The organism is Paenibacillus sp. GQ49, assembly GCF_059759055.1.
Genome location: NZ_JCAXEL010000009.1, coordinates 133,653 through 154,654, shown reverse-complemented (window position 1 = coordinate 154,654; position 21,002 = coordinate 133,653). Strand labels below are relative to the sequence as shown.

Here is a 21,002-nt window from a genome sequence, read left to right as displayed (position 1 = left end):
TAATGTTAAATTTTGATGAAGAGAAATATTTCTTGTGCTAAGTTTTTTCTAAAACGATTTCGTGTCGAAAGGGTAGATATGATTCAATTCATATGACCGTTTAACAGGGTTTGGCATCTATATTGATCGAGGATAGTAACACGTGCATATATAAAAAACGTTCCCTGTCTGAGTAGACGGGAAACGTTCTGAATAGCCGTTTTATATGATGATACCTGACCTCGACGTATCGCCATTAAGCAGTCTGTACAAAGAAAATTCCATCGAATGGTGCGTGAGCAGACGCGGGACCCTTTCGCAAAAATAAATAACCGTTTGCATCAGGAAGACCCAATATATCCCGATAAGGCTCAGGAAAATCTCCGGAATACATTTGACACACCAGTTGATATTCTTCTAGCAAATGGTCAATTCCTTTCACACCGTTTGGTAAAGTGGGAGAAAAAAATGAAAATGCAGGGAATGCCTGATCGTCTAACTCCATTTCAATCAAACGTAGGCCTCTTAACGGAATGGGTGGAACGGGACATACGGAAGTGAGTGGATTCGAAGATACCGAGACATAAGTGCATCCGGCGAGAATATTCTCGTTCCATTCCAGTTCATCTCCCGTATAGGTTACCTGATCCAGAAAGTATTCGGAGGCGGAGTAGGTTGAGAAGACCGAGATATATTTATCTTGTGGTAAAGATGGGATATGGACCTGCTGTGAAAGTGTATTGCAATTGATGGAGAACAGATGCAACAAAGGCTGACCATCAGGGTTGAGTGGCCAGTCGGAAACGTATGCAGTTTCTCCACCGATCCACATGCCAGAGTCTTGGTTGGGATCATCGGGGTCAACTCTAATTCGAGTAACTTTGTACATGAGAAACTCCTTCCAGAGTGTATTTTGGCTTTCCTATGTAACGTTGTATGTGTTTTTATATAACCATTCATTGCTTCGTTTCAGTATAAATGAGATGATGTGGAATGAAAATCAGTACAAGGTACTAACTCATTTCACGAAGCGAAGAACGTACCAGCACTCTAAGCACCAGTGGCAATACTATAGATGAGAAGTGGTGACACATGTTAATTAACAAATACATAAGTGAAACGGGATTCTGCTCCCGCAGGGAAACGAACCGTTTAATTGCAGCTGGACGCATAACGATCAATGGCAGGGTATGTGAAAAAGGGGCGGAAGTTGAACCTCACGATGTGGTACTCATTGATGGGAAGCAGATCCCTCGTAATGACAGCGAACCTGTCTACATTGCTTTGAACAAACCCATCGGTATTGTCTGCACAGCAGCAGAACATGTGAAGGGGAACATCATTCAATATATGAATTATCCTTCTCGCATATTTGCGATAGGCAGGCTGGATAAGGCATCTGAGGGGTTGATTTTGCTTACGAATGACGGAGGCATTGTGAACAAGATGATGCGTTCGGAGCATAATCATGATAAAGAATATGTAGTGACTGTAGACAAACCCATAACTGACGAATTCGTAAAGTCCATGTCGGATGGCGTTGAAATTCTGGACGTGGTGACCAAGCCCTGCGAAGTGTATAGGCAAAGTGACAATGTATTTCGTATTATTCTGACACAGGGTCTCAACCTGCAAATCCGGAGAATGTGCAAAGCCTTGGGGTACCGAGTCCTCAAGCTGGAGCGTGTGCGAATTATGAATATTACGCTGGATCAACTGGAGCGGGGGCAATGGCGTCATCTGCAGCAAGAGGAACTGGATATTCTGCTGTCTCAATTAAATGAGATAAAATGAGTTTTGCTGCATGTCAACGCAACGGTGTTCAGTCACAATGAACGTTTATATCAGTGAAAAATGAAGCAAACACTAACTCCTATGCGGATTAGTGTTTTTGTTGTTAAGCTTGTGTCCTTTTCGTTCTGAAATGTAAGAGCCAAATAGAGTTAAGAGCGCGCCGAGTACAATCACCCAGGTTATCTGCTCTTGAAGAATCAGTGCAGATGACACAACAGTAATGACAGGCACCAGATAGATATATACGCTCGTTTTGATAGCTCCGAGAAGATTCACGGCCCGGTTCCAGGTCACGAAACACAATGCGGAGGCACCCAGACCGAGGTAGAGAATATTGGAGAGATTGGTCATGTTCGTGAAGCGTCCGGATTCCCAATGGAATTCAAACAGGAATAGAGCTGGCAGCATGAAGATCAGGCCATAGAAGAACACTTTGCGAGTCGCACCAATGGTGTGATAACGAAGCTCGCCAATTTTCCGCATTAACACAGAGTAGATCGCCCATACCGCAGGTGCTATGAAAGCAAGCAGATCCCCTATCGGATTCAGTTGCAGAATGAAGCTGCCGTTCAGTGCGATGAGTGTTATGCCGCTCAAGGCAATCCCGAATCCAATAATAAAGCGGCGAGTTAACTTCTCGCCATCTAAGAAGAAGTGTGCGAGCACGGCAGTGAAGAACGGGGCAATGGAGACAATAACACCCACGTTGGAAGCTGTTGTGTATACCAGAGCAATATTTTCAATAAGAAAATATAACGTCACCCCACATAGTCCTGCTCCAATAAATAACCATTCTTCTCTGAATGAGGCGATCCGCAGTGAACGTGGATAGATCAATAACAGTACCAAATAACCGATCAGGAAACGGAAAAATAGAATCTCCACTGGAGTGAAATCAGTCAACAGAACCTTCGTCGAGACAAAGGTAGTTCCCCAGATCAGTATAGTAAACAAAGCGAGTAAATGTCCGTTAGAGGCTTTAGTATTTTGATGACCAAGATGACTTGTCATACGATGTTAGTGGTGGTACGTTTCAACTCCGAATCATGATTGAAGATACGTCTATATTGCTTGGGTGTCAGGCCGATCAGTTTTTTGAAAAAATTCGTGAAGTGGCTCTGGTCACTGAATCCTGTCTGTGCAGCTACTTCAATCGGCGGCAGACCTTGTTCCAGCAGACGTTTGGCTTGATTAATGCGAATCGTCTCCAGATAACGGTAAGGTGATATCCCTTTCTGGCGGGTGAATAAACGCAGCAGGTGGTATTTGCTCATCTCCGTCAAATCGGTTAAATCGTTCAGCGAGATGCTCTCCATGTAATGAGCTTCTATGTAATCACATATGCGTCGGATCTCTGTGGTCACATCCTGTGTGGAAACAGGTGGTTCAGCATCCGAATAATCTCGCAGCAATTGATCCAGTAGTAGGAGTAACAATTCTTCTTTGCAGAAATCCGATTGCTCTTCCAGAATCATCTGATGCAGCTCGTGCAGGGAACCCACAAGTTCACTTTGGTAGAGAACGGGGGATGTAAACCGTGGCAAGTAAGCTTGTCCAGTAATCTCTCTCACATACTCTCGCATAACCTCAGGCTGGACGTTGATACAGCGATAATCGAGGGTTCTTCCATCCACCTGTTCGCAGGCATGAGGATCATGTGGATTAAAGACAATCATATCTCCGCTATTCAGAATGTATTCTTCGTTGTTGCAGACGAGGTGTCGCTTGCCTTGCTCAATGAATCCTATGACGTAATAGTCATGAAAATGATTGGGAAACTTCTGCATAATGCCTTCAAATTGATAAGCTTCTAGCTGTAGATCGGTATCAAATACGACAGTCCGGACTTCCCGAGTCATGATGCACCTTCTTTCTGGTATGTTAACGTCATTATAGGTTGCAAAGAAGGAATTTTCTTGAACGATATTGCTATTGCTCGAAGTGTTTGGTCGGACAGATATCTCTAAAAACAAAATACCCGCAATCCCGGAGGGAAAGCGAGCCCTTTGCTAAGTATAATTGATTCATGAGTTCAAACCTATAAATAGGGGAGAAAAAAATCTCTGGAACAATAAGTAATTGTTCTTAGTGTAACGTAGCAAGTGCTTCAGGTGTAAAAGGATGAATTTCAGATGCGCGGCCTTCCTGTATTTTAACTGCCCATGCCGGGTCACCAAGAAGCGCACGTCCCACAGCCACCAGATCAAATTCCTGTTGATCGAAACGCTTCATAAGCTCGCTCATACCTGGATGTGTTGCTTTATCTGCTCCTGCTTCAGGCTCATCTGGCATACCCACAGAACCGACGGTAATGGTGGTTTGACCACTTAGCTTTCGCACCCAACCTGCAAATCCAAGATCAGATCCTTCGAACTCGGGCTCCCAGAAGCGTCGTGTCGAGCAGTGGAAGATATCTACACCTGCGTCAACCAGCAAATGAAGGAATTGTTCCAGTTGTTCGGGGGTGTCGAACAGTCTGGCTTGATAATCATTCATCTTCCATTGGGAAATCCGCATCGCGATAGGGAAATCAGGACCTACCGCAGCACGAACTGCCATTACAAGTTCAACCGCCAATTGAGTTCTTTTCTGTAGGTCACCACCATAGCGGTCCGTTCTCCTATTCGTTGTTTTCCAGAAAAACTGATCGATCAGAAAACCGTGTGCACCGTGAAGTTCAATTCCGTCAAAACCAATACTTTGCGCATTGGCTGCTGCATCTGCATAAGCTTGAATCACAGTTGCGATCTCTGCCTCCGTCATTGGCTCACCTACTTGAGTACCTTCCATATCGAGACCTGATGGACTAAGCGACAGGGCTTCCGGGTGAGGCTGAGATCCTGAAGGACGGACAATGCCCATATGTAAAATCTGCGGAAAAATCTTGCCGCCGGCTTCATGGACTTGTTCGACCACTTCAGTCCACCCTTGAAGAGCTGCTTCTCCATACATATGAGGGATTCTAGGCTCACTTGATGCAGATGGATGCTCAATGGTTGCACCTTCTGTAATAATGAGTCCAACACCATGCTCGGCACGCCGACGATAATATGCGGCTACATCGGGGCCCGGGACACCACCCGGGGAGAAGGCACGAGCCATGGGGGACATGACGATGCGCGAGGAAAGGGTTAATTTTTGAACAGTGTATGGTTGAAACAGAAACTCCGTAGAAATAACGTTATGTTGTTGATTACTCAAACTAAGCACCTCCATTATGTTGCACCTTCAAGCGGGTACGAGTGCAATCTTAACAAGGTCTATAGGCATGCTCAACCAACAATCGGAGCATTTTGTTGCTTAAGCGAAAGACACTGATTATTGTATGGTGTCTGTGCACTTACTTTCACTTGTTGAACAAATAACACTTATCTATAATGAAGGAGTCTAACCAAATATTTTGTGAACAAAGGAGGATTGGGACATGTCTGGTGTATTGTCTCCAAACTCGAATGATCCGCGTGTAATCCGCACGCGTCAATTAATTCTTGATGCGTTTTTAAACCAATTGAATCTTAAAAATTTCAACAGCATTACGATTCAAAACATTACGGAACAAGCCACAATTAACAGGGCTACATTCTACGCCCATTTTCAGGATAAATATGCATTGATTGAAGCCTTGTTATCGGATGCTTTTATGGAGTATGTAACGAAAAGGGTAGACCCGGATGCCCGGTTATCAGCCGAAACCATACAGCAGCTTATATTTTCATTATGTGATTATCACGTCTCAAGTAATGGATGCATCAAAAAATATGAGACAGTTGCGCCAATTATTGAAGAAAACATCAAGACACAGCTGGAGCAATTCCTTCTTGAATTAATGAGCAAAGTAGCGGGAGATGTAGATCCCAAAACACTGAAAATTACTGCAACCATGCTGAGCTGGTCGATCTATGGGATGACATATCGATGGAATATTGAAGGAGGGCAGGAATCCCCGGCTGAATTAGCCAACAGAGTCGTACCCTATATGATGGGCGGATTGGAATTGTTGAATTAACTTCATTTAACGAAATTGCATGACTATTCGAATGGACATGGGAGGAATAACAAGATGTTTGAACATTTGGTTGTTTTTAAATTTAACGATAAAACCACGTTAGCCAAACAGCAGGAATGGGTGGATCAATTACTCGCGTTACAGGAACAAATCCCGGGGATTGTCGGGCTGACCGCAGGAATTAATGCAACGGAAGAAACGGACCGTATTCAAGGTTACACGATTGGATTGAGAGTGACGTTTGAAGATCAGGGGGCATTACGCGCCTATGGTCCACATCCTGCTCATCAGGCATTTGTAGCTTCCCTCGATGGTTGGGTGGAAGATGTAATTGTGGTTGATTATGCGATATAAAGTTGTGATTATAAGCTAAAGTGCAGATGGATGGGTTCATTCATCCTGTTGAACATTTTCAATGCTTGCATGCCCGAATGGTATAAAAGTAGATATTTAAACAGAGGAACTCGAGGAATAATTCAAAATTGAATTATGAGTATGTGCATTGGAATTGTGACTTAAGACATAGTTACATCTAGTCCAAATTTCCTGTTGATGCTATAATTCATGAGGTATAAATTTCCTGGAGGAGGTTGAAATGGGAAGGGTTTTATGTTTTGCATGAAAATAAAATTTTAAAGGATGTGCAGTGTTGAAGGAAAGATCGAAGACAAAGGGTTTAGCATTAATTTTATTAATTGGACTAGTAACTATTGTGTTATCTGCGTGTGGAAAGCCAATAACAGAAGAACTGTATTCAGAGACTGTCTCTCAGGATGTGCAGACTACGACTGAACTTACACAAGAAGATAAAGATTTCTATAGCAAGGCAATTGAGTATGCAAGCAGCGAAAATACAGACCTCTCGTCAAAAACAGTGATCCAAATTATAACCGATGAAAAAGAAAGGCAGCAGAAGATCGAGGAAGAGGAAAAAAAGAGACAAGAAGAAATTAAAAGAAAACAGGAAGAAGTAGAAAAAGAAAGACAAGCCCAATTAAAACTTTTGAATGATTCATTAAGAGTAGGCTTACTCAAAAAGAGTGTTATTTTCAAAGATACGGATAAGTGGATCTTTAAAGACGTCATTAACATGACGCTTGACATTGAGAATACCTCTGACAAAAAGGTGAAAGGGTTTCAAGGTCTCATCACTTTTAAGGATATGTTTGATAATGATATCAAATCACTCAATGTAAAATACGATGAAGCCATTACGGCTGGAACATCTACTACATATGATGGTAGTTTCGAGGTAAATCAATTTATACAAAATGATATTGAATTTAGGGATACTCCGCTAGAAAAAATCACAGTTGAATTCGAGATGGATCAAATTATTTTTGATGATGGCACTACGATCAAGCGTAGCGATATTGAATAACCTTTGGCAGTTGAGGCATAAGTGAGGAGTCTAAGCAATCCTTGATCTATATCAAGTGATCGTTAAAACGGTGAGCATATCAAGTAAACACAGTGGTATATGCTACCTTTGTTATTTCAATTCTATTTTCTTCCCAAAAAAGGAGCGTGCTATCTTTGAAAAAATATCTTTTGACGTGCATGGTGTTAATTATTGTGTCTGTTGCATGTGTTTCACCCGTCTTTGCCGGATTTAGCGATGTAGACAATAATCGTAAATATGATTGGGCCAGATTGTCCATAGACGAAATGAATAGTCGCGGGATTCTAACTGGATATCCAGACGGTTCATTTCGCCCAGAGCAGTCCGTAACTAAAGCTGAGTTTACGGTTATGGTTTACCGTTTGTTCCCTATGCTCCGCAATTTGGAATCTTCTACGATCCCGGGGGTCCCTGAAAGCCATTGGGCTAGCAAAGAATTCGCTGAGTTGTACAGTACAATCTCACCTATCTTTGCTGCGGATGTACAAAATTATGCTGATGATAGTTACAGTTACAAACCGGAGAAAAAGATGTCTCGTTGGGACGTGCTGATGACATTAGATGCACTATTCAGTGATATGAATGGACCGAGAATTAATGATTTAACTACGTCGGAATCAGTGAAGCAACTGTCCAAAGTAAAAGATGTTCCGAAGTTGCAGTTTGCATCCTACAAAGAATTCGAGAAGAAAGGGAATTCCGAGTCCCTGATGATAGCAAAGATGGCCTTGATTCGGGAGGGAACTAAACTTGATTGGGCGGGTGATTTTGACTACGTGAAGGCCCAGGCCTTGTACCGTTTTATGAAACTTGGAATCATTACACCGGACGCTAATGGTTTTTTCTACCCTGACAGATCAGTCACGCGAGCAGAGACAGTTACCATTCTCAACCGAATGTTGGCAGCTGCTGGTGAGGATTACGCATACCAGAAGGTTGAGGAGTCTTTATCCGGCTCTCACCTCTTCCCAGGTGTGTCTACCGGATTTGGAGCAAACATATTCTACACAGAGCCAGAAGAAACGATCATTCTGAGTAAATCTCCTACGTTCGCTCTGAACCCTGGGAAATTCCTAACGAAGGTGGCTATTAGAATTGAATCCGATGTACTGGTAGACGTTTACGTGTCAATAAATGGTCAGAACATTAAGTATACCTTTGAACAATTAATGGATACTACTAACAGAGTCATCTTAGATGTAACAAATGTGACAAATTTTGATGTCCACGGTAAAGCCCGGTATCCTGAGCGTTTGAATGAGGATGGTAACAACGAAGTGATGATTTATGTAGAGGACCCAGAAATGAGAAACTTCTAACAAAGAGAATTAGCTATCATACTCATAATTATATAAATAACCTCTTGAATTTTTCTTTGAACTGTTCATCTTGAGACCTAAAGTTTCAGGGTGAACGGTTATTTTTTATTCCCAACAATCTGTGCGCAGGGTACTGCCATCCAATCTACGGTGAAGGATATGTTTTGGAAAATAATATTAAGCTTGCTGATTCCACTTGAGATTGTTCTAGATAAGTGGATCTATTGGAGATTAAAGATGAATTTTCGAGAATATTTATGTCAACTAATATAACGCGACATAAACCGTTTGAGAGTACCTTTTGTATAACACGCCCAATTTAAGTTGGGCTCTTTATCTCTTATCACAATTCTATGTTATGAATCATGGAACTTCCCTGAATAGTTTATATAATGTGAATCAACATAACATGATTTTGCAGCGGTTCTGTTGATTCTAATTTCAGGGGGGCAACTTGGGATGAAAGAAACCAAAAAGATGAGAGTTTTTTCACTGGGGATTCAGCACGTACTCGCGATGTATGCGGGAGCAATTCTGGTGCCTTTGCTTGTGGGCAGAGCACTAAATCTGACTGCAGAGCAGTTGGCGTATCTGGTATCCATTGACCTATTAACGTGTGGGATTGCAACATGGCTTCAGGCTCGGAAAGGGAAGTACTTGGGTATTGGTTTGCCAGCGGTGCTCGGAAGTTCTTTTGTAGCGGTGACACCCATGATTGCGATTGGATCGCAATACGGAATTCCTGCCATATATGGGTCGATCATCGCAGCCGGGTTATTTATCGTCATCTTTGCCGTGTTTTTCAGCAAAATCGTCAAATTATTTCCACCAGTTGTAATCGGTACAGTAGTAACCATCATCGGTCTTGCGTTAATCCCAACTGGCATTAAAAACATGGCGGGTGGAGCAAACAGCGAGAATTTTGGAAGTTTGGACAATTTGGCGCTTTCATTTGGCGTATTACTGTTCATTCTAATCCTGAATCGATATGCTCGCGGGTTTGTTAAATCCCTGGCTGTTCTCCTTGGTATTATCGTGGGGACCCTCATCGCAGCCTTTATGGGAAAAGTGAGTTTTGCCTCTGTACAGGAAGCCTCTTGGTTCCATTTACCTCAACCCTTTTACTTTGGATGGCCTACCTTTGAAATCGGTCCAATCATTACAATGATTATTGTAGGTACGGTGGTTATCATCGAATCAACAGGTGTATTTATGGCTTTGAGCAAAATCTGTGATCAACCGATCAACGAAAAAGATCTGGCACGGGGATATCGCGCAGAAGGTCTTGCGTTTGTTCTGGGCGGCATCTTTAATGCTTTTCCATACAATACATTTGCACAGAATGTTGGTTTGGTTCAGCTCTCCAAAGTGAAAACGACCAATGTTGTTGTTGCAGCCGGAGGTATCCTGGTCTTTCTGGGACTCATTCCGAAGGTAGCTGCTTTTGCAACCATTATTCCAAGTGCTGTCCTCGGAGGAGCGACTGTTGTCCTGTTTGGAATGGTCGTCTCATCCGGGATCAAAATGCTGCAAAACGTCGACTTTGGCAAACAATCCAATCTATTGATCGTGGCTTGCTCCGTTTCACTTGGGCTCGGTGTTACGGCTGTACCCGATCTGTTTGCCCAGCTTCCTCAAAGTATTCGGATTATTGTGAGCGATGGTATTATCACGGGAAGCCTGTCAGCCATCCTGCTTAATGTCTTCTTTAACCTTGCTTTGAAAAAAGAGAGCTTGCCAGTACAGCCTGTACAGGCTCAAGAAGTACACACGTAATCCTTGTAATAACAGACGTTTCATCCGGTAGTAAGTGGAATAGATCCAAGATGGTTTTCTGGGAAGTGGGATGAAAGACAATGATTCTACTTAGCCAAGAAACCTCTTGGATTTTTTGGTGCTTACGATTCATGAGGAATGCAAAAGGCATGCAAATATGCTAAAGTTTCATCAAGAACATTTTAGCTGTTCGTTTAAGTCAACAACCTATTGAATTGAATTTCCATGCGACTACATAAATGAGCATTGGTTCACAAGGCTACAATATAACCAAGGGATATCCCTGGGGTACAGAAAAGGAGTTGTGATCACCATGCAACAAGAAACGTTGAACAAAGGGTGGAACTTGGAGAATAGTTATGCGCAATTACCGCAACCCTTTTTTACAAGTCAGGGCGCGGTGCCTGTTGAATCACCAAAGCTGATCATTTTCAATAGACTGCTTGCATCCAGCCTGGGACTGGATGTGGAGTCTCTTGACAGTGGTGAAGGAGCGCAAATTTTTGCAGGTAATTCGATTCCGGAAGGAGCCGAGCCTTTGGCTCAGGCCTATGCAGGACATCAATTTGGCAATTTTAACATGCTTGGAGATGGACGTGCTTTGCTGCTGGGTGAACAGATTACGCCACAGGGCGAGCGAGTGGATATCCAGCTGAAAGGTTCAGGGAGAACCCCGTACTCTCGTGGGGGAGATGGACGTGCTGCTGTAGGGCCCATGTTGCGTGAGTATATTATTAGTGAAGCGATGTATGCACTGGGTATTCCAACGACACGCAGTCTGGCGGTGGTATCAACAGGAGAAAACATTATCCGCGAAACAGAGCGGCCGGGTGCCATTTTAACCCGGGTGGCTTCCAGTCATATCCGGGTAGCAACCTTCCAGTATGCAGCCAGATGGGGGTCTATCGACGATCTTCGGGCATTGGCTGATTATACGTTGCATCGACATTTTCCTGATGTTGCTCAAGCTGAGAATCGCTATCTTCTGCTCCTTCAGGAAGTGATTAAACGGCAGGCGGCACTCGTTGCCCAGTGGCAGCGTGTTGGTTTCATTCATGGCGTGATGAACACGGATAACATGGCAATCAGTGGTGAGACCATCGATTATGGTCCGTGTGCCTTTATGGATGCTTACAATCCTTCGACCGTATTCAGCTCCATTGACAGGCAAGGTCGCTATGCTTATGGTAATCAACCGTATATTGCCGGGTGGAATTTGGCTCGTTTTGCCGAGACGCTTCTGCCGTTGCTGCATGAAGATGAAGAACAGGCCGTGCAACTCGCTCAGGATGCTATCGCACAATTTTCTGAATTGTACCATCATTATTGGCTCAAGGGAATGCGCGCCAAACTGGGCTTGTTGGATGAAGAAGCTGAAGATGAAGCGCTAATCAAGGAGCTTCTTGAACTCATGGAGAAGCATAGTGCAGATTACACGAATACGTTCCTGGCTTTGACCTTTGATACATTGGAAGGGACAGCTTTGTTTGGCACGCCGGAATTTGCTGAATGGAATGAGCGGTGGCAAGCAAGATTAGACAGACAGCAAGAGGAGAAGGAAGTCTCTCGGCAGTTGATGAGAACAAGCAATCCAGCTGTCATTCCCCGAAATTATCGGGTCGAGGAAGCCCTTGAGCAAGCGGAGAACCACGGAGATCTTAGCGTGATGCAGAAGCTTCTGGCAGTTCTTTCAGACCCGTTCGCGCACTCACTTGAGCAGGCTGAATATGCTGAACTGCCTGCACAGTGCAATACTTCGTACCAGACTTTTTGTGGAACCTGATTGAACAGTATGGAATGAAGAGGCTGCCTTGGGCAGCTTTTTCATTTTTCATTCTGTCATCGACGTTACTTTATAGAGGCAGGTGCATTCATGTCCAACATGTTAAGTAAACAACAATTGGCAGACATCCTTTTACAGCTTTTAGAGCGTACATCTTTCCCTAGGGAACAGATGCAGAACTATGTTAACCGCTTGTTTGAGACCTTTAAATGGGATGGGGTGCCCTATGTAGAGGCTGGAGAAGATGCGTATATCGTTCGAATATACGAACGTGGTCTCGTTTCATTGGAGAAACGGGTGAAACAGCCGGATGAAGTCATCTATTGGTTGCTGGAAGATATTATTTTCACCGCGACGCATGTAGGATTGTTGGAACGACATGGCGTGGATAATAAACAAACGCATTTGAACTATACAAATGAAGTGATGAAGGACTTGAACAGGGGCGTTCTGGAAGCCTTCCAGCAGATCGGTGATCCATATTTACATTGGCATCAGGCGGGTAAACGTCAGGAGTTGGAGAGCATGCATAAAGAAAAGTGAGGTGTGTTACATGAGCGAGCAAGATATCAATGATGTATGGTATGACTATGCTGTGTTATTTGTCGAAAAAAAGAATGAATCTGAACAGGGATGGGTTTCGTTGACTTCGAACGAGCAGGACATTGCTGCTTTATGGCTGCTAGAGGCGGATATCTTTAATGGCGGTTTTATACAGTTTTTCTGTAACTGGGGGGAAGATGTATACCGATACGCGTTGCGGGCATTACATATCATTGATGCGACTCAAGTCGTGGAGATTATAACGTCAGCATACGGCTGTATTGAGCACTTGAAAGAGGATGGAAGGCTTACCGAACTGTGGGATATTCCTAAATTCCTGACAAAGGAACAAGAGCAGCAGTTAGATGCGCTGGATCAGCAGTTTTGGAACAATGAGGATCAGATCGCGGAGAAAGCGTATGGTTATTATCACGGAAAATTGAACATGATGATTATATAATCTGGTTTCAACTGTGCATCCGTTGTTCTGTTCAAAGATTGCATACTTGGTCTTGCAATGACTGAAACGTTCGGCTATACTTGCTATAAATTGAATACATGAATCACGTTGATAGAGCGCAGTAGCGGCTTTGTCCCTGTTACAGAAAGTCAGGGGTTGATGGAACCTGATACATACAAGGGCTGCGAATTACACTCTGGAGTACTTGGGTAATGCCAAGCGGATGGGCAAACGATATATTGCCATAAGTGGTATGGATAACGTGTTAAGGTCACGTGTTGTCCATGCAATTTGGGTGGTACCACGGTTATGATAATCGTCCCTGTGTCTATGAAGACAAGGAGGCGATTTTTTTGTGTCCAAAAAAGCCGTTCCAGCGTGTTATTTCGTAATTAAACGTAGATCATGACTGAATCTTGAGAATAGAAAAGGGGTTATACAAATGAATATTATTGATGAACTACAGTGGCGTGACGCCATTAACCAGCAGACAGATGCAGAGGGACTGCGTGAGTTGACTGAAACCAAATCAATCTCACTGTACTGCGGCGTTGACCCTACGGGGGATAGCATGCATATCGGACATCTCATTCCATTCATGATGCTGAAACGTTTTCAACTGGCAGGACACCGTCCGGTTATTTTGATAGGTGGAGCTACAGGCACGATTGGTGATCCAAGTGGTCGGCAGGCAGAACGTTCTTTGCAAACGATGGAGCAAGTGCAGGAGAATGTGGATGCACTGACAGCGCAGATGAAGAAGTTGTTCGTAACAGACGGTGATAATCAGGTTCGCATGGTGAACAACTACGATTGGACACACAAAATCAATGTCATTGAATTCTTGCGTGACTACGGCAAAAACTTTAACCTCAACACAATGTTGGCTAAGGATGTGGTTGCGAGCAGACTGGAAGGCGGAATCTCGTTCACCGAGTTTTCCTACCAGATCCTTCAATCACTCGACTACCTGCACCTGTTCCAGAACGAAGATGTACAGCTTCAAATCGGCGGTTCGGATCAATGGGGGAATATCACGAGTGGTCTTGATCTGATTCGTAAAAAAGAAGGATCTGAAGCGAAGGCGTACGGTCTGACCATTCCGCTCATGCTCAAATCCGACGGTACGAAATTTGGTAAAACAGCTGGCGGGGCAATCTGGCTTGATCCAAACAAAACGACACCATTTGAATTCTACCAGTTCTGGGCGAATACAGATGACCGTGATGTGATCAAATACTTGAAATACTTTACCTTCCTGAGCAAAGAAGAAATTGAAGCTTTGGCTGAAAAGGTAGAGACAGAGCCGCACAGACGTGAAGCACAGAAAGCACTCGCGGAAGAAATGACAAAATTCGTTCACGGCGAAGAAATGCTCGAACAGGCTAAGCGTATTACAGCGGCGCTGTTCAGTGGTGATATCCGTTCCCTGACAGCAGATGAAATCGAGCAGGGTTTCAAGGAAATGCCAACATTCGAAACGGACGGCGAAGCGAAAAATATCGTCGACTGGCTCGTAGATCTGGGGTTGGAGCCATCCAAACGCCAGGCGCGTGAGGATGTCACCAAAGGCGCGATTTCCATGAATGGTGAGAAAATTACAGAGCTTGAATTCACGGTGTCGGCAGAGCATGCCATTGGTGGTAAATTCATCATTATCCGTAAAGGTAAGAAGAACTACAGCCTGGTTAAACTTCAATCGTAGTTTCCAAGAATCAGAACGTAACACAGAGACGTAAAGAGACTACAGTAGACACACAGATAAAGCCACAAATACAGAAACAAAAAGACCGTCTTCCATCTCTGTCAGGTGACAGAGCGGAGACGGTCTTTCGTATATCAGGCCAGTGAGTGACCTATCTTATTGATTAACGATCGCTGTGATCTCTTCATCCAGATCAAGTCGTACGTTCTCACGGTACGCCCGGATGTTGTATTCACTGTGCAGGTAACGAAGAATCGCTTCAATCATATTGGACTCCACCAGATATTGACTACGGCCTTGAATCCAAACTTCAGCGGAATAACCTGTATCTTCTTCCCAGCTCAGTTCTACGTTCACATCGGTTGGACGTACACCCTTACGTTCTGCCATATGAATACAGATTGCATTCACAATTTCATCCATGCTCAGAACCATAGAGATTAGTACCGTCCGTTTCTGTTACGGTCATCGTCACGATCATTGCGACGGTCATAACGACCATCCGCTGCAGGTTTGCGACGATTGGAGATGGCTCTGAAGAGTGCCATAGCCAGCATAACAATCAACATAATTGCTGCAACGTTCACGAGCAATCCAAGGATGTTACCAAGGGCGCCCATGCCACCGAACAATCCGCCGAACATCATACCAGCAAGACCACCAAGCATCATGCCTTTCATGAATCCGCCGCCACCGCCGAAGAATCCACCACCACGAGTTGCAGCTGCACCAGTACCGGAGTTATTACCGGAATTGGATTGATTCACGTTACTGTCGGATTTCTTAGGTGTATTACTATAACTTTTTGTACCGGATTTGAATCCGCCACCACGTCTAGCATCCGCTGAATCCGGATTGGCTACTCCCACTGTTGCGAACAATAATGTAAAGGCCATAAATACCATCATTAGATGTTTAACTCCGAATTTTTTCTTCATTGTAAAGATCGTAACCCCCCGATTAATTTGTTTGAATCGCCCAAAAATGGGCCTTACTCATGTAATACGGTCAACTTGCAGCAACGTTTCAAATTTTATTAAATTTCTGAAACGCTTGGACTTGGGTCTTGAATTGCAGCTTGGCCATCAAGCAATTGGGTAACCCAATGACACCATTCCAGGCCTGTTTGTGCGTGCATCAACCCTTTTTGTACCAGGATGTAGCTTCCAAAATCTCGGTTGCCTACACGAAGATTATCCTGAGGTATACGTGACTTCAGATCCTCGAAATAACGTATGCGTTCCATAAACCAGCTTTTACGCTCGTTAAGAATGCGTCTCATGCTTCCGTCTTCCGCTATGCCAACACACAAAATACGCAAATTAAATTCATCGCGTGTAACTGGTGCGGTAACAGGAGTAATCATCCATTCCAAGAGCTTTTCAATGCCTTTTTCCGTTACTGCGTACATTTTCTTGTCCGGTTTGTCAGACTGTTGTACCCAGCGGGAGGCCAATAACTCATCGTTTTCCATCTTGGACAGGAGTGGGTAGATCTGGCTGTGTTTCGCCTGCCAATGAGGCTGGATTTTCAGCATCAGATCGTAGCCCGATGACTCCTCGCGGGTAAGCAGCCCGAGCAATCCGTAGGAAAGTATGTTCATGCACATGTCTCCTTAATATTAGGGCTAGGTCAGAGAGAACAATCGTTTTTACTTTCTTTGACCGCTTTCATAAAAAGTGTACACTGAAACTGTATGGTTTGACAACCTGACAGAACAACTGCCTTAATTTAGACAAAAAAAGTGCGAACCATAAGGTCCGCACTCCAAACCATTTAGAGAGATGCCTGTTGTCCATACCCCTCAGCGACAAGATCAAGTTCACCTGTAGCAGAATCGATAACCATGCCGTGGACGGGTACATTGGGAGGAAGTAATGGATGCTTTTTGATCACTTCCACAGTATGTTTTACCCCTTCTTCAACGCTGTCAAACCCACGCAACCATTTTTGCAAACGGATGCCCGAATTCTCCAGAGTAGTCATGACTTCTTCCGATACACCACGCTCTACCATATGTCCAATCATGGTCTCAGCGTGAAGGGAAGCCATACCACATTCCGTATGTCCCACTACCAGGACTTCATCTGCACCCAGTTCATAGATGGCGACAAGTACACTACGCATTACACTCCCGAAAGGCTGAGAGATAATTGCGCCTGCGTTTTTGATGATTTTCACATCGCCGTTTTTCAAGTTCATAGCCTTGGGCAGCAATTCCACCAGACGTGTATCCATACAAGTGATGATAACCATCTTTTTGGTTGGAAACTTGCCAGCCGTATACTTTTCGTATTCTTTGGTCTCGACAAATGATTTGTTGTAAGTCAAAATCTCTTGAATGTTGTTCATGTCCATTGCCTCCTGTTATCCAATACGACGAGCACGGCCACTTGCATATGATGCAGCTTGTCCTACGCGCCTTTGCTTTAATAGTATTTCACGGTCAGCAGATGGCATTACTCCAACCCTGTAGAGGTTGTTCAAAAAGTCCACTTTTGATTACAAATCATGCCTGAGGGCATCATCAGCATCGAAGTTGAACGCCATTTCTATCTTCTCGTAATGAAAATCAGACTTTTTGAACACGTATCTTTAGGAGAACAATGCAATTTTCATCTGTTAAAAGTTGATTATACGCAATGCAAAAAGTATCATCAATAGGGTATAACATTTTTTTTGAAGAGGTGAACGATAACAATGGATAAACAAACACAGGAACATTTGGAATCCTTCCGTAATCTGGCTCGTAAAATTAAGAGCTATCATGAAGCCATTGGTTTGCTTCACTGGGATCTGCGCACAGGTGCGCCGAAAAAAGGCGTTCCGACTCGTTCGGAGACGCTGGGTATGTTGTCCACCGAAGCATTCAAGTTGCAAACCTCGGCTGACATGAAGACTTACCTGGATGCATTAACGACTCCAGCGGTATTGGAACAGCTCGAAGATATAGATCGTCGTTTGGTTGAAGATTGCAAGAAAGAATATGATCGCAGTCAATCCGTACCACCGGAAAAAGTACAAGCATATACCGTGCTCACGGCCAAGTCCGAAACCGCATGGGAAGATGCCAAACATAACAGTGATTTTGCAGGGTTCTCCCCTTATCTGACAGATATCGTTAAGCTCAAACAGGAGTTTATTGATTATTGGGGTGTGAAGGATACACGTTATGATACGTTGCTTGATATGTATGAACCGGATCTGACGGTTGAAAAAGTGGATGCTGTGTTCGCCCGCCTCAAAGCACGTTTGGTGCCTTTGCAAGAGAAGATTAATGCTTCAGAAAACAAGCCAAATACAGAGTTCCTGAATCAGTTGTTTGACACCGAACAGCAGGAAAAATTCAGTCTGTTCATCTTGGAACAAATGGGCTATGACTTTGAAGCTGGACGATTGGACGAGAGTGTTCATCCTTTTGCAACGGGCCTTAATCCGGGTGATGTGCGGATTACAACACATTATCTGCAAGATGATGTAGCAAGCGCAGTCTTCAGTTCCCTGCATGAGGGTGGACATGCCCTGTACGAGCAAAATATTGATGAGAGTCTGGCGGGTACCCTCCTTGCTGAAGGAACGTCCATGGGGATTCATGAGTCCCAGTCCCGTCTTTGGGAAAACATGATTGGTCGCAGTCTGCCATTCTGGACACGTTACTACAAAGATTTGCAGCAGCATTTCCCGCAACTGAGCGAGGTTGAACTGGAAGATTTCTATCGTGCAATCAACCGGGTGGAGAGTTCACTCATTCGGATTGAAGCGGATGAACTGACCTATAACCTGCATATTATTATCCGGTATGAGATCGAGAAAATGTTATTCAACGATGGTCTGGAAGTGAAAGACCTGCCGGAGACCTGGAATGCAAAATACAAGGAATACCTCGGTATTATGCCAACGAATGATGGAGACGGTGTTCTTCAGGATGTTCACTGGTCTGGTGGTGACTTTGGTTACTTTGCTTCGTATTCTCTGGGTAATATGTATGCAGCTCAAATTCTACATACATTGCGCAAGGAAATGCCGGAATTTGATACCCTCATTGCCGAAGGTAATCTGATTCCGATTAAGGAATGGCTTACAGACAAGATCTATCGGTATGGCAAAAGTCGCACACCTTCCGAATTGATTGTCGCCGTAACGGGTGAAGAATTGAACCCGGATTATCTGGCCGATTATCTGGAAGCCAAATACGCCGAGATTTACAAGCTGTAGGTATCCCATATATAACATATTGAATAACATTTCGAAGAGCTGAAGAGTCGGGCATCATTGCCCGGCTCTTTTTTGCATTTAAGTTCTTAACCTTTTGTTGGGCATCGGCATATCCATAATAGAGAGAAACTGCTGAAACCAGTGAAGGAGGGAAACAACATGAAATACACGCCATGGTTCGTCCGGGGCATCGTTATTCTGCTGATTATCATTGTGGCACTCACCAGCTGTAATAAGGAAGAGAATGAAGCCAAGATTACGATTGGCGAAGTGACTCGTTCGGTATTTTACGCACCGGAGTATGTGGCTGTGGCTCAAGGTTTTTTTGAAGAGCAGGGACTTGAGGTGGATATTCAAACGACTGCTGGTGGTGACAAAACGATGGCGGCATTACTCGCAGGTTCGGTGGATATCGCACTGGTAGGGGCGGAGACGTCCATATATGTCTACCAGCAGGGAGCGGAAGATCCGGTCATTAACTTTGCCCAGCTCACCCAGACGGATGGTACATTTCTGTTCGCTCGTAACACAGAAGATAGCTTCGATTGGGAGCAACTGAGGGATTCCACATTTCTCGGTCAACGCAAAGGCGGCATGCCACAAATGGCAGGGGAGTTCGCACTGAACAAACATGGCATTGATCCGCAAAGTGATCTGGAGCTGATTCAAAATGTGGACTTTGCCAACATTGCGTCCGCTTTTGCCTCAGGCACGGGAGATTATGTTCAACTGTTTGAACCCCAGGCATCGATCTTTGAACAAGAAGGTCGGGGTAAGGTTGTTGCATCGTTTGGCACAGAAGGTGGTCTTCTGCCTTACACCGTCTTCATGACGAAACAGAGTTATCTTAACGACAATAAGGATATCGTACAGAAGTTTACGAATGGTCTACACAAAGCGCAGGCATGGGTGGATTCCCATACGGCTGAAGAGATTGCTGAAGTCATTTCTCCTTTTTTCAAAGACATTGATCCAGCCATTCTAGTCAGCAGTGTTAATCGTTATAAGGAACAGGGCAGCTATGCAACGGACCCGATCATTGATGAGGAAGAGTGGAACAATCTGCTTGATGTCATGAGTGCCGCCGGAGAGTTGAAAGAACGTGTGGATTTGAATGCCATTGTGGATAATGCCTATGCGGAAGAAGCTACGAAATCAAAGTAATGGGGTATTCAGGAAAGGAAGTGAGCAGAATGCCTGAATCCGAAAGTGTGATCCGACTGGAGGGGATCTCTCAAGTATACGTCAGCGAGCGGGAAGCTTCCTTGGTGATTGAGGACTTGAGTCTGGAGATCCAAAAAGGAGAGTTCGTCAGTCTGGTTGGACCGAGTGGATGCGGTAAAACGACATTGTTGTCGATCATCGCGGGGCTGCTCACACCCACTCGAGGAGAGGTTAAGGTTAAAGGCAAACTTGTTGGCGGCCCCTCAGCACAGATTGGTTATATGCTTCAACAGGACTATCTGTTCCCATGGCGGACCATTCTGGATAATGCTTTAATCGGTCTTGAACTGACAGGCAGACTGGATGAACGGAGCCGTGAGCGTGTACGGGAACTGCTGGTAAGTATGGGGTTGGCCGGAACGGAGAATCAGTACCCGTCAGAACTTTCAGGGGGTATGAGACAGCGAGTGGCTCTGGTGCGCACGCTGGCAACCGACCCGGGGATTTTATTGTTGGATGAACCATTCTCAGCACTTGATTATCAAACCAAGCTGCAATTGGAGGATCTGGTCTCGGACACGTTAAAACAGTTTGGCAAAACATCCGTTCTCGTCACCCATGATTTGTCTGAAGCCATTGCGGTCAGTGACCGCGTCATTGTACTGGATCGCAATCCGGGCCGCATCCGTCGTGAATTTATCATTCCCGATGGAATTCGTAAATCTCAGCCGTTTCATGCCAGGGAGCAAGAAGGATTCAATGCGTTGTTTCAGGCGTTATGGAGTGAACTGGATCAGCCCGGGGGAGGTGAGGAAGACGCGTGAATCCAATGAATCCGAAGCAGGAGAAGCGTGAC

Annotated in this window: 21 protein-coding genes and 1 other annotated feature; of the genes, 13 read left to right on the top strand and 8 right to left on the bottom strand. The window is 44.4% G+C overall.

Going from position 1 to position 21,002, the window contains the following annotated elements; all coding sequences use genetic code 11:
- Positions 1-235 precede the first annotated feature (235 nt).
- Positions 236-868, bottom strand: a complete 633-nt coding sequence (locus tag AC6CIF_RS17455) for a hypothetical protein (RefSeq protein WP_498200706.1) — start codon at positions 866-868, stop codon at positions 236-238.
- 203 nt (positions 869-1,071) lie between these two features.
- On the opposite strand from AC6CIF_RS17455, the gene AC6CIF_RS17450 reads away from it, so the two are divergent.
- On the top strand, positions 1,072-1,773 hold the full coding sequence (locus AC6CIF_RS17450; protein WP_498200705.1) for a pseudouridine synthase: 702 nt from the start codon (positions 1,072-1,074) through the stop codon (positions 1,771-1,773).
- Positions 1,774-1,845: 72 nt separating this feature from the next.
- On the opposite strand, the gene AC6CIF_RS17445 is transcribed toward AC6CIF_RS17450, so the two are convergent.
- The 3 genes from AC6CIF_RS17445 to AC6CIF_RS17435 all read right to left on the bottom strand — a co-directional run bounded on the left by AC6CIF_RS17445 (position 1,846) and on the right by AC6CIF_RS17435 (position 4,974).
- Complete coding sequence (locus tag AC6CIF_RS17445; protein ID WP_498200703.1) at positions 1,846-2,784, bottom strand: DMT family transporter; 939 nt, start codon at positions 2,782-2,784, stop codon at positions 1,846-1,848.
- Positions 2,781-3,632 carry an AraC family ligand binding domain-containing protein gene (locus AC6CIF_RS17440; protein WP_498200702.1) on the bottom strand — a complete coding sequence of 284 codons (852 nt, stop codon included), beginning with the start codon at positions 3,630-3,632 and terminating at the stop codon, positions 2,781-2,783. The genes AC6CIF_RS17445 and AC6CIF_RS17440 overlap by 4 nt, the downstream gene beginning before the upstream one ends.
- A 226-nt stretch (positions 3,633-3,858) precedes the next feature.
- Entirely contained in the window at positions 3,859-4,974 is a 1,116-nt protein-coding gene (locus AC6CIF_RS17435) for an NADH:flavin oxidoreductase (RefSeq protein WP_498200701.1), read from the bottom strand.
- Positions 4,975-5,197: 223 nt separating this feature from the next.
- Between AC6CIF_RS17435 and AC6CIF_RS17430 the strand changes: the two genes are divergently transcribed.
- From AC6CIF_RS17430 to tyrS, 9 genes are all read left to right on the top strand, one after another.
- Positions 5,198-5,779, top strand: coding sequence for a TetR/AcrR family transcriptional regulator (locus AC6CIF_RS17430; protein ID WP_498200700.1), 582 nt, complete (start codon positions 5,198-5,200; stop codon positions 5,777-5,779).
- Positions 5,780-5,833: 54 nt separating this feature from the next.
- On the top strand, positions 5,834-6,133 hold the full coding sequence (locus AC6CIF_RS17425; RefSeq protein WP_498200699.1) for a Dabb family protein: 300 nt from the start codon (positions 5,834-5,836) through the stop codon (positions 6,131-6,133).
- Positions 6,134-6,428: 295 nt separating this feature from the next.
- The gene (locus tag AC6CIF_RS17420; protein ID WP_498200698.1) at positions 6,429-7,160 is read left to right on the top strand and encodes a hypothetical protein; all 732 of its coding nucleotides are present in this window, start codon (positions 6,429-6,431) and stop codon (positions 7,158-7,160) included.
- 155 nt (positions 7,161-7,315) lie between these two features.
- Positions 7,316-8,500, top strand: coding sequence for an S-layer homology domain-containing protein (locus AC6CIF_RS17415; protein WP_498200696.1), 1,185 nt, complete (start codon positions 7,316-7,318; stop codon positions 8,498-8,500).
- Between the two features lie 459 nt (positions 8,501-8,959).
- Positions 8,960-10,276, top strand: coding sequence for a nucleobase:cation symporter-2 family protein (locus AC6CIF_RS17410; protein WP_076210068.1), 1,317 nt, complete (start codon positions 8,960-8,962; stop codon positions 10,274-10,276).
- A 313-nt stretch (positions 10,277-10,589) separates the two neighbouring features.
- Positions 10,590-12,059 carry a protein adenylyltransferase SelO gene (locus AC6CIF_RS17405; protein WP_498200694.1) on the top strand — a complete coding sequence of 490 codons (1,470 nt, stop codon included), beginning with the start codon at positions 10,590-10,592 and terminating at the stop codon, positions 12,057-12,059.
- A 90-nt stretch (positions 12,060-12,149) separates the two neighbouring features.
- Positions 12,150-12,602 carry an Imm63 family immunity protein gene (locus AC6CIF_RS17400; protein ID WP_498200692.1) on the top strand — a complete coding sequence of 151 codons (453 nt, stop codon included), beginning with the start codon at positions 12,150-12,152 and terminating at the stop codon, positions 12,600-12,602.
- A gap of 10 nt (positions 12,603-12,612) precedes the next feature.
- Positions 12,613-13,062, top strand: a complete 450-nt coding sequence (locus AC6CIF_RS17395; RefSeq protein ID WP_498200691.1) for a DMP19 family protein — start codon at positions 12,613-12,615, stop codon at positions 13,060-13,062.
- Positions 13,063-13,161: 99 nt separating this feature from the next.
- Positions 13,162-13,389, top strand: a binding site (T-box leader).
- A 115-nt stretch (positions 13,390-13,504) separates the two neighbouring features.
- Positions 13,505-14,767 carry a tyrosine--tRNA ligase gene (gene tyrS, locus AC6CIF_RS17390; protein ID WP_036613950.1) on the top strand — a complete coding sequence of 421 codons (1,263 nt, stop codon included), beginning with the start codon at positions 13,505-13,507 and terminating at the stop codon, positions 14,765-14,767.
- 156 nt (positions 14,768-14,923) lie between these two features.
- Here tyrS and AC6CIF_RS17385 read toward each other — a convergent pair whose 3' ends face one another.
- From AC6CIF_RS17385 to AC6CIF_RS17370, 4 genes are all read right to left on the bottom strand, one after another.
- Positions 14,924-15,202, bottom strand: coding sequence for a YxcD family protein (locus tag AC6CIF_RS17385; protein ID WP_017687903.1), 279 nt, complete (start codon positions 15,200-15,202; stop codon positions 14,924-14,926).
- 5 nt (positions 15,203-15,207) lie between these two features.
- A complete protein-coding gene (locus AC6CIF_RS17380) occupies positions 15,208-15,705 on the bottom strand; it encodes a hypothetical protein (protein ID WP_076210071.1) in 498 nt (165 codons plus the stop codon).
- A 98-nt stretch (positions 15,706-15,803) separates the two neighbouring features.
- A complete protein-coding gene (locus tag AC6CIF_RS17375) occupies positions 15,804-16,370 on the bottom strand; it encodes a PadR family transcriptional regulator (protein ID WP_036613540.1) in 567 nt (188 codons plus the stop codon).
- A gap of 173 nt (positions 16,371-16,543) precedes the next feature.
- Positions 16,544-17,119 (bottom strand): beta-class carbonic anhydrase, encoded by a 576-nt coding sequence (locus tag AC6CIF_RS17370; RefSeq protein WP_036613541.1) that lies wholly within the window; start codon positions 17,117-17,119, stop codon positions 16,544-16,546.
- 348 nt (positions 17,120-17,467) lie between these two features.
- On the opposite strand from AC6CIF_RS17370, the gene AC6CIF_RS17365 reads away from it, so the two are divergent.
- From AC6CIF_RS17365 to AC6CIF_RS17355, 3 genes are all read left to right on the top strand, one after another.
- Positions 17,468-18,982 (top strand): carboxypeptidase M32, encoded by a 1,515-nt coding sequence (locus tag AC6CIF_RS17365; RefSeq protein ID WP_498200688.1) that lies wholly within the window; start codon positions 17,468-17,470, stop codon positions 18,980-18,982.
- 159 nt (positions 18,983-19,141) lie between these two features.
- A complete protein-coding gene (locus tag AC6CIF_RS17360; RefSeq protein WP_498200686.1) occupies positions 19,142-20,146 on the top strand; it encodes an ABC transporter substrate-binding protein in 1,005 nt (334 codons plus the stop codon).
- Between the two features lie 29 nt (positions 20,147-20,175).
- The gene (locus tag AC6CIF_RS17355; protein WP_498200685.1) at positions 20,176-20,970 is read left to right on the top strand and encodes an ABC transporter ATP-binding protein; all 795 of its coding nucleotides are present in this window, start codon (positions 20,176-20,178) and stop codon (positions 20,968-20,970) included.
- Positions 20,971-21,002: the final 32 nt, after the last annotated feature.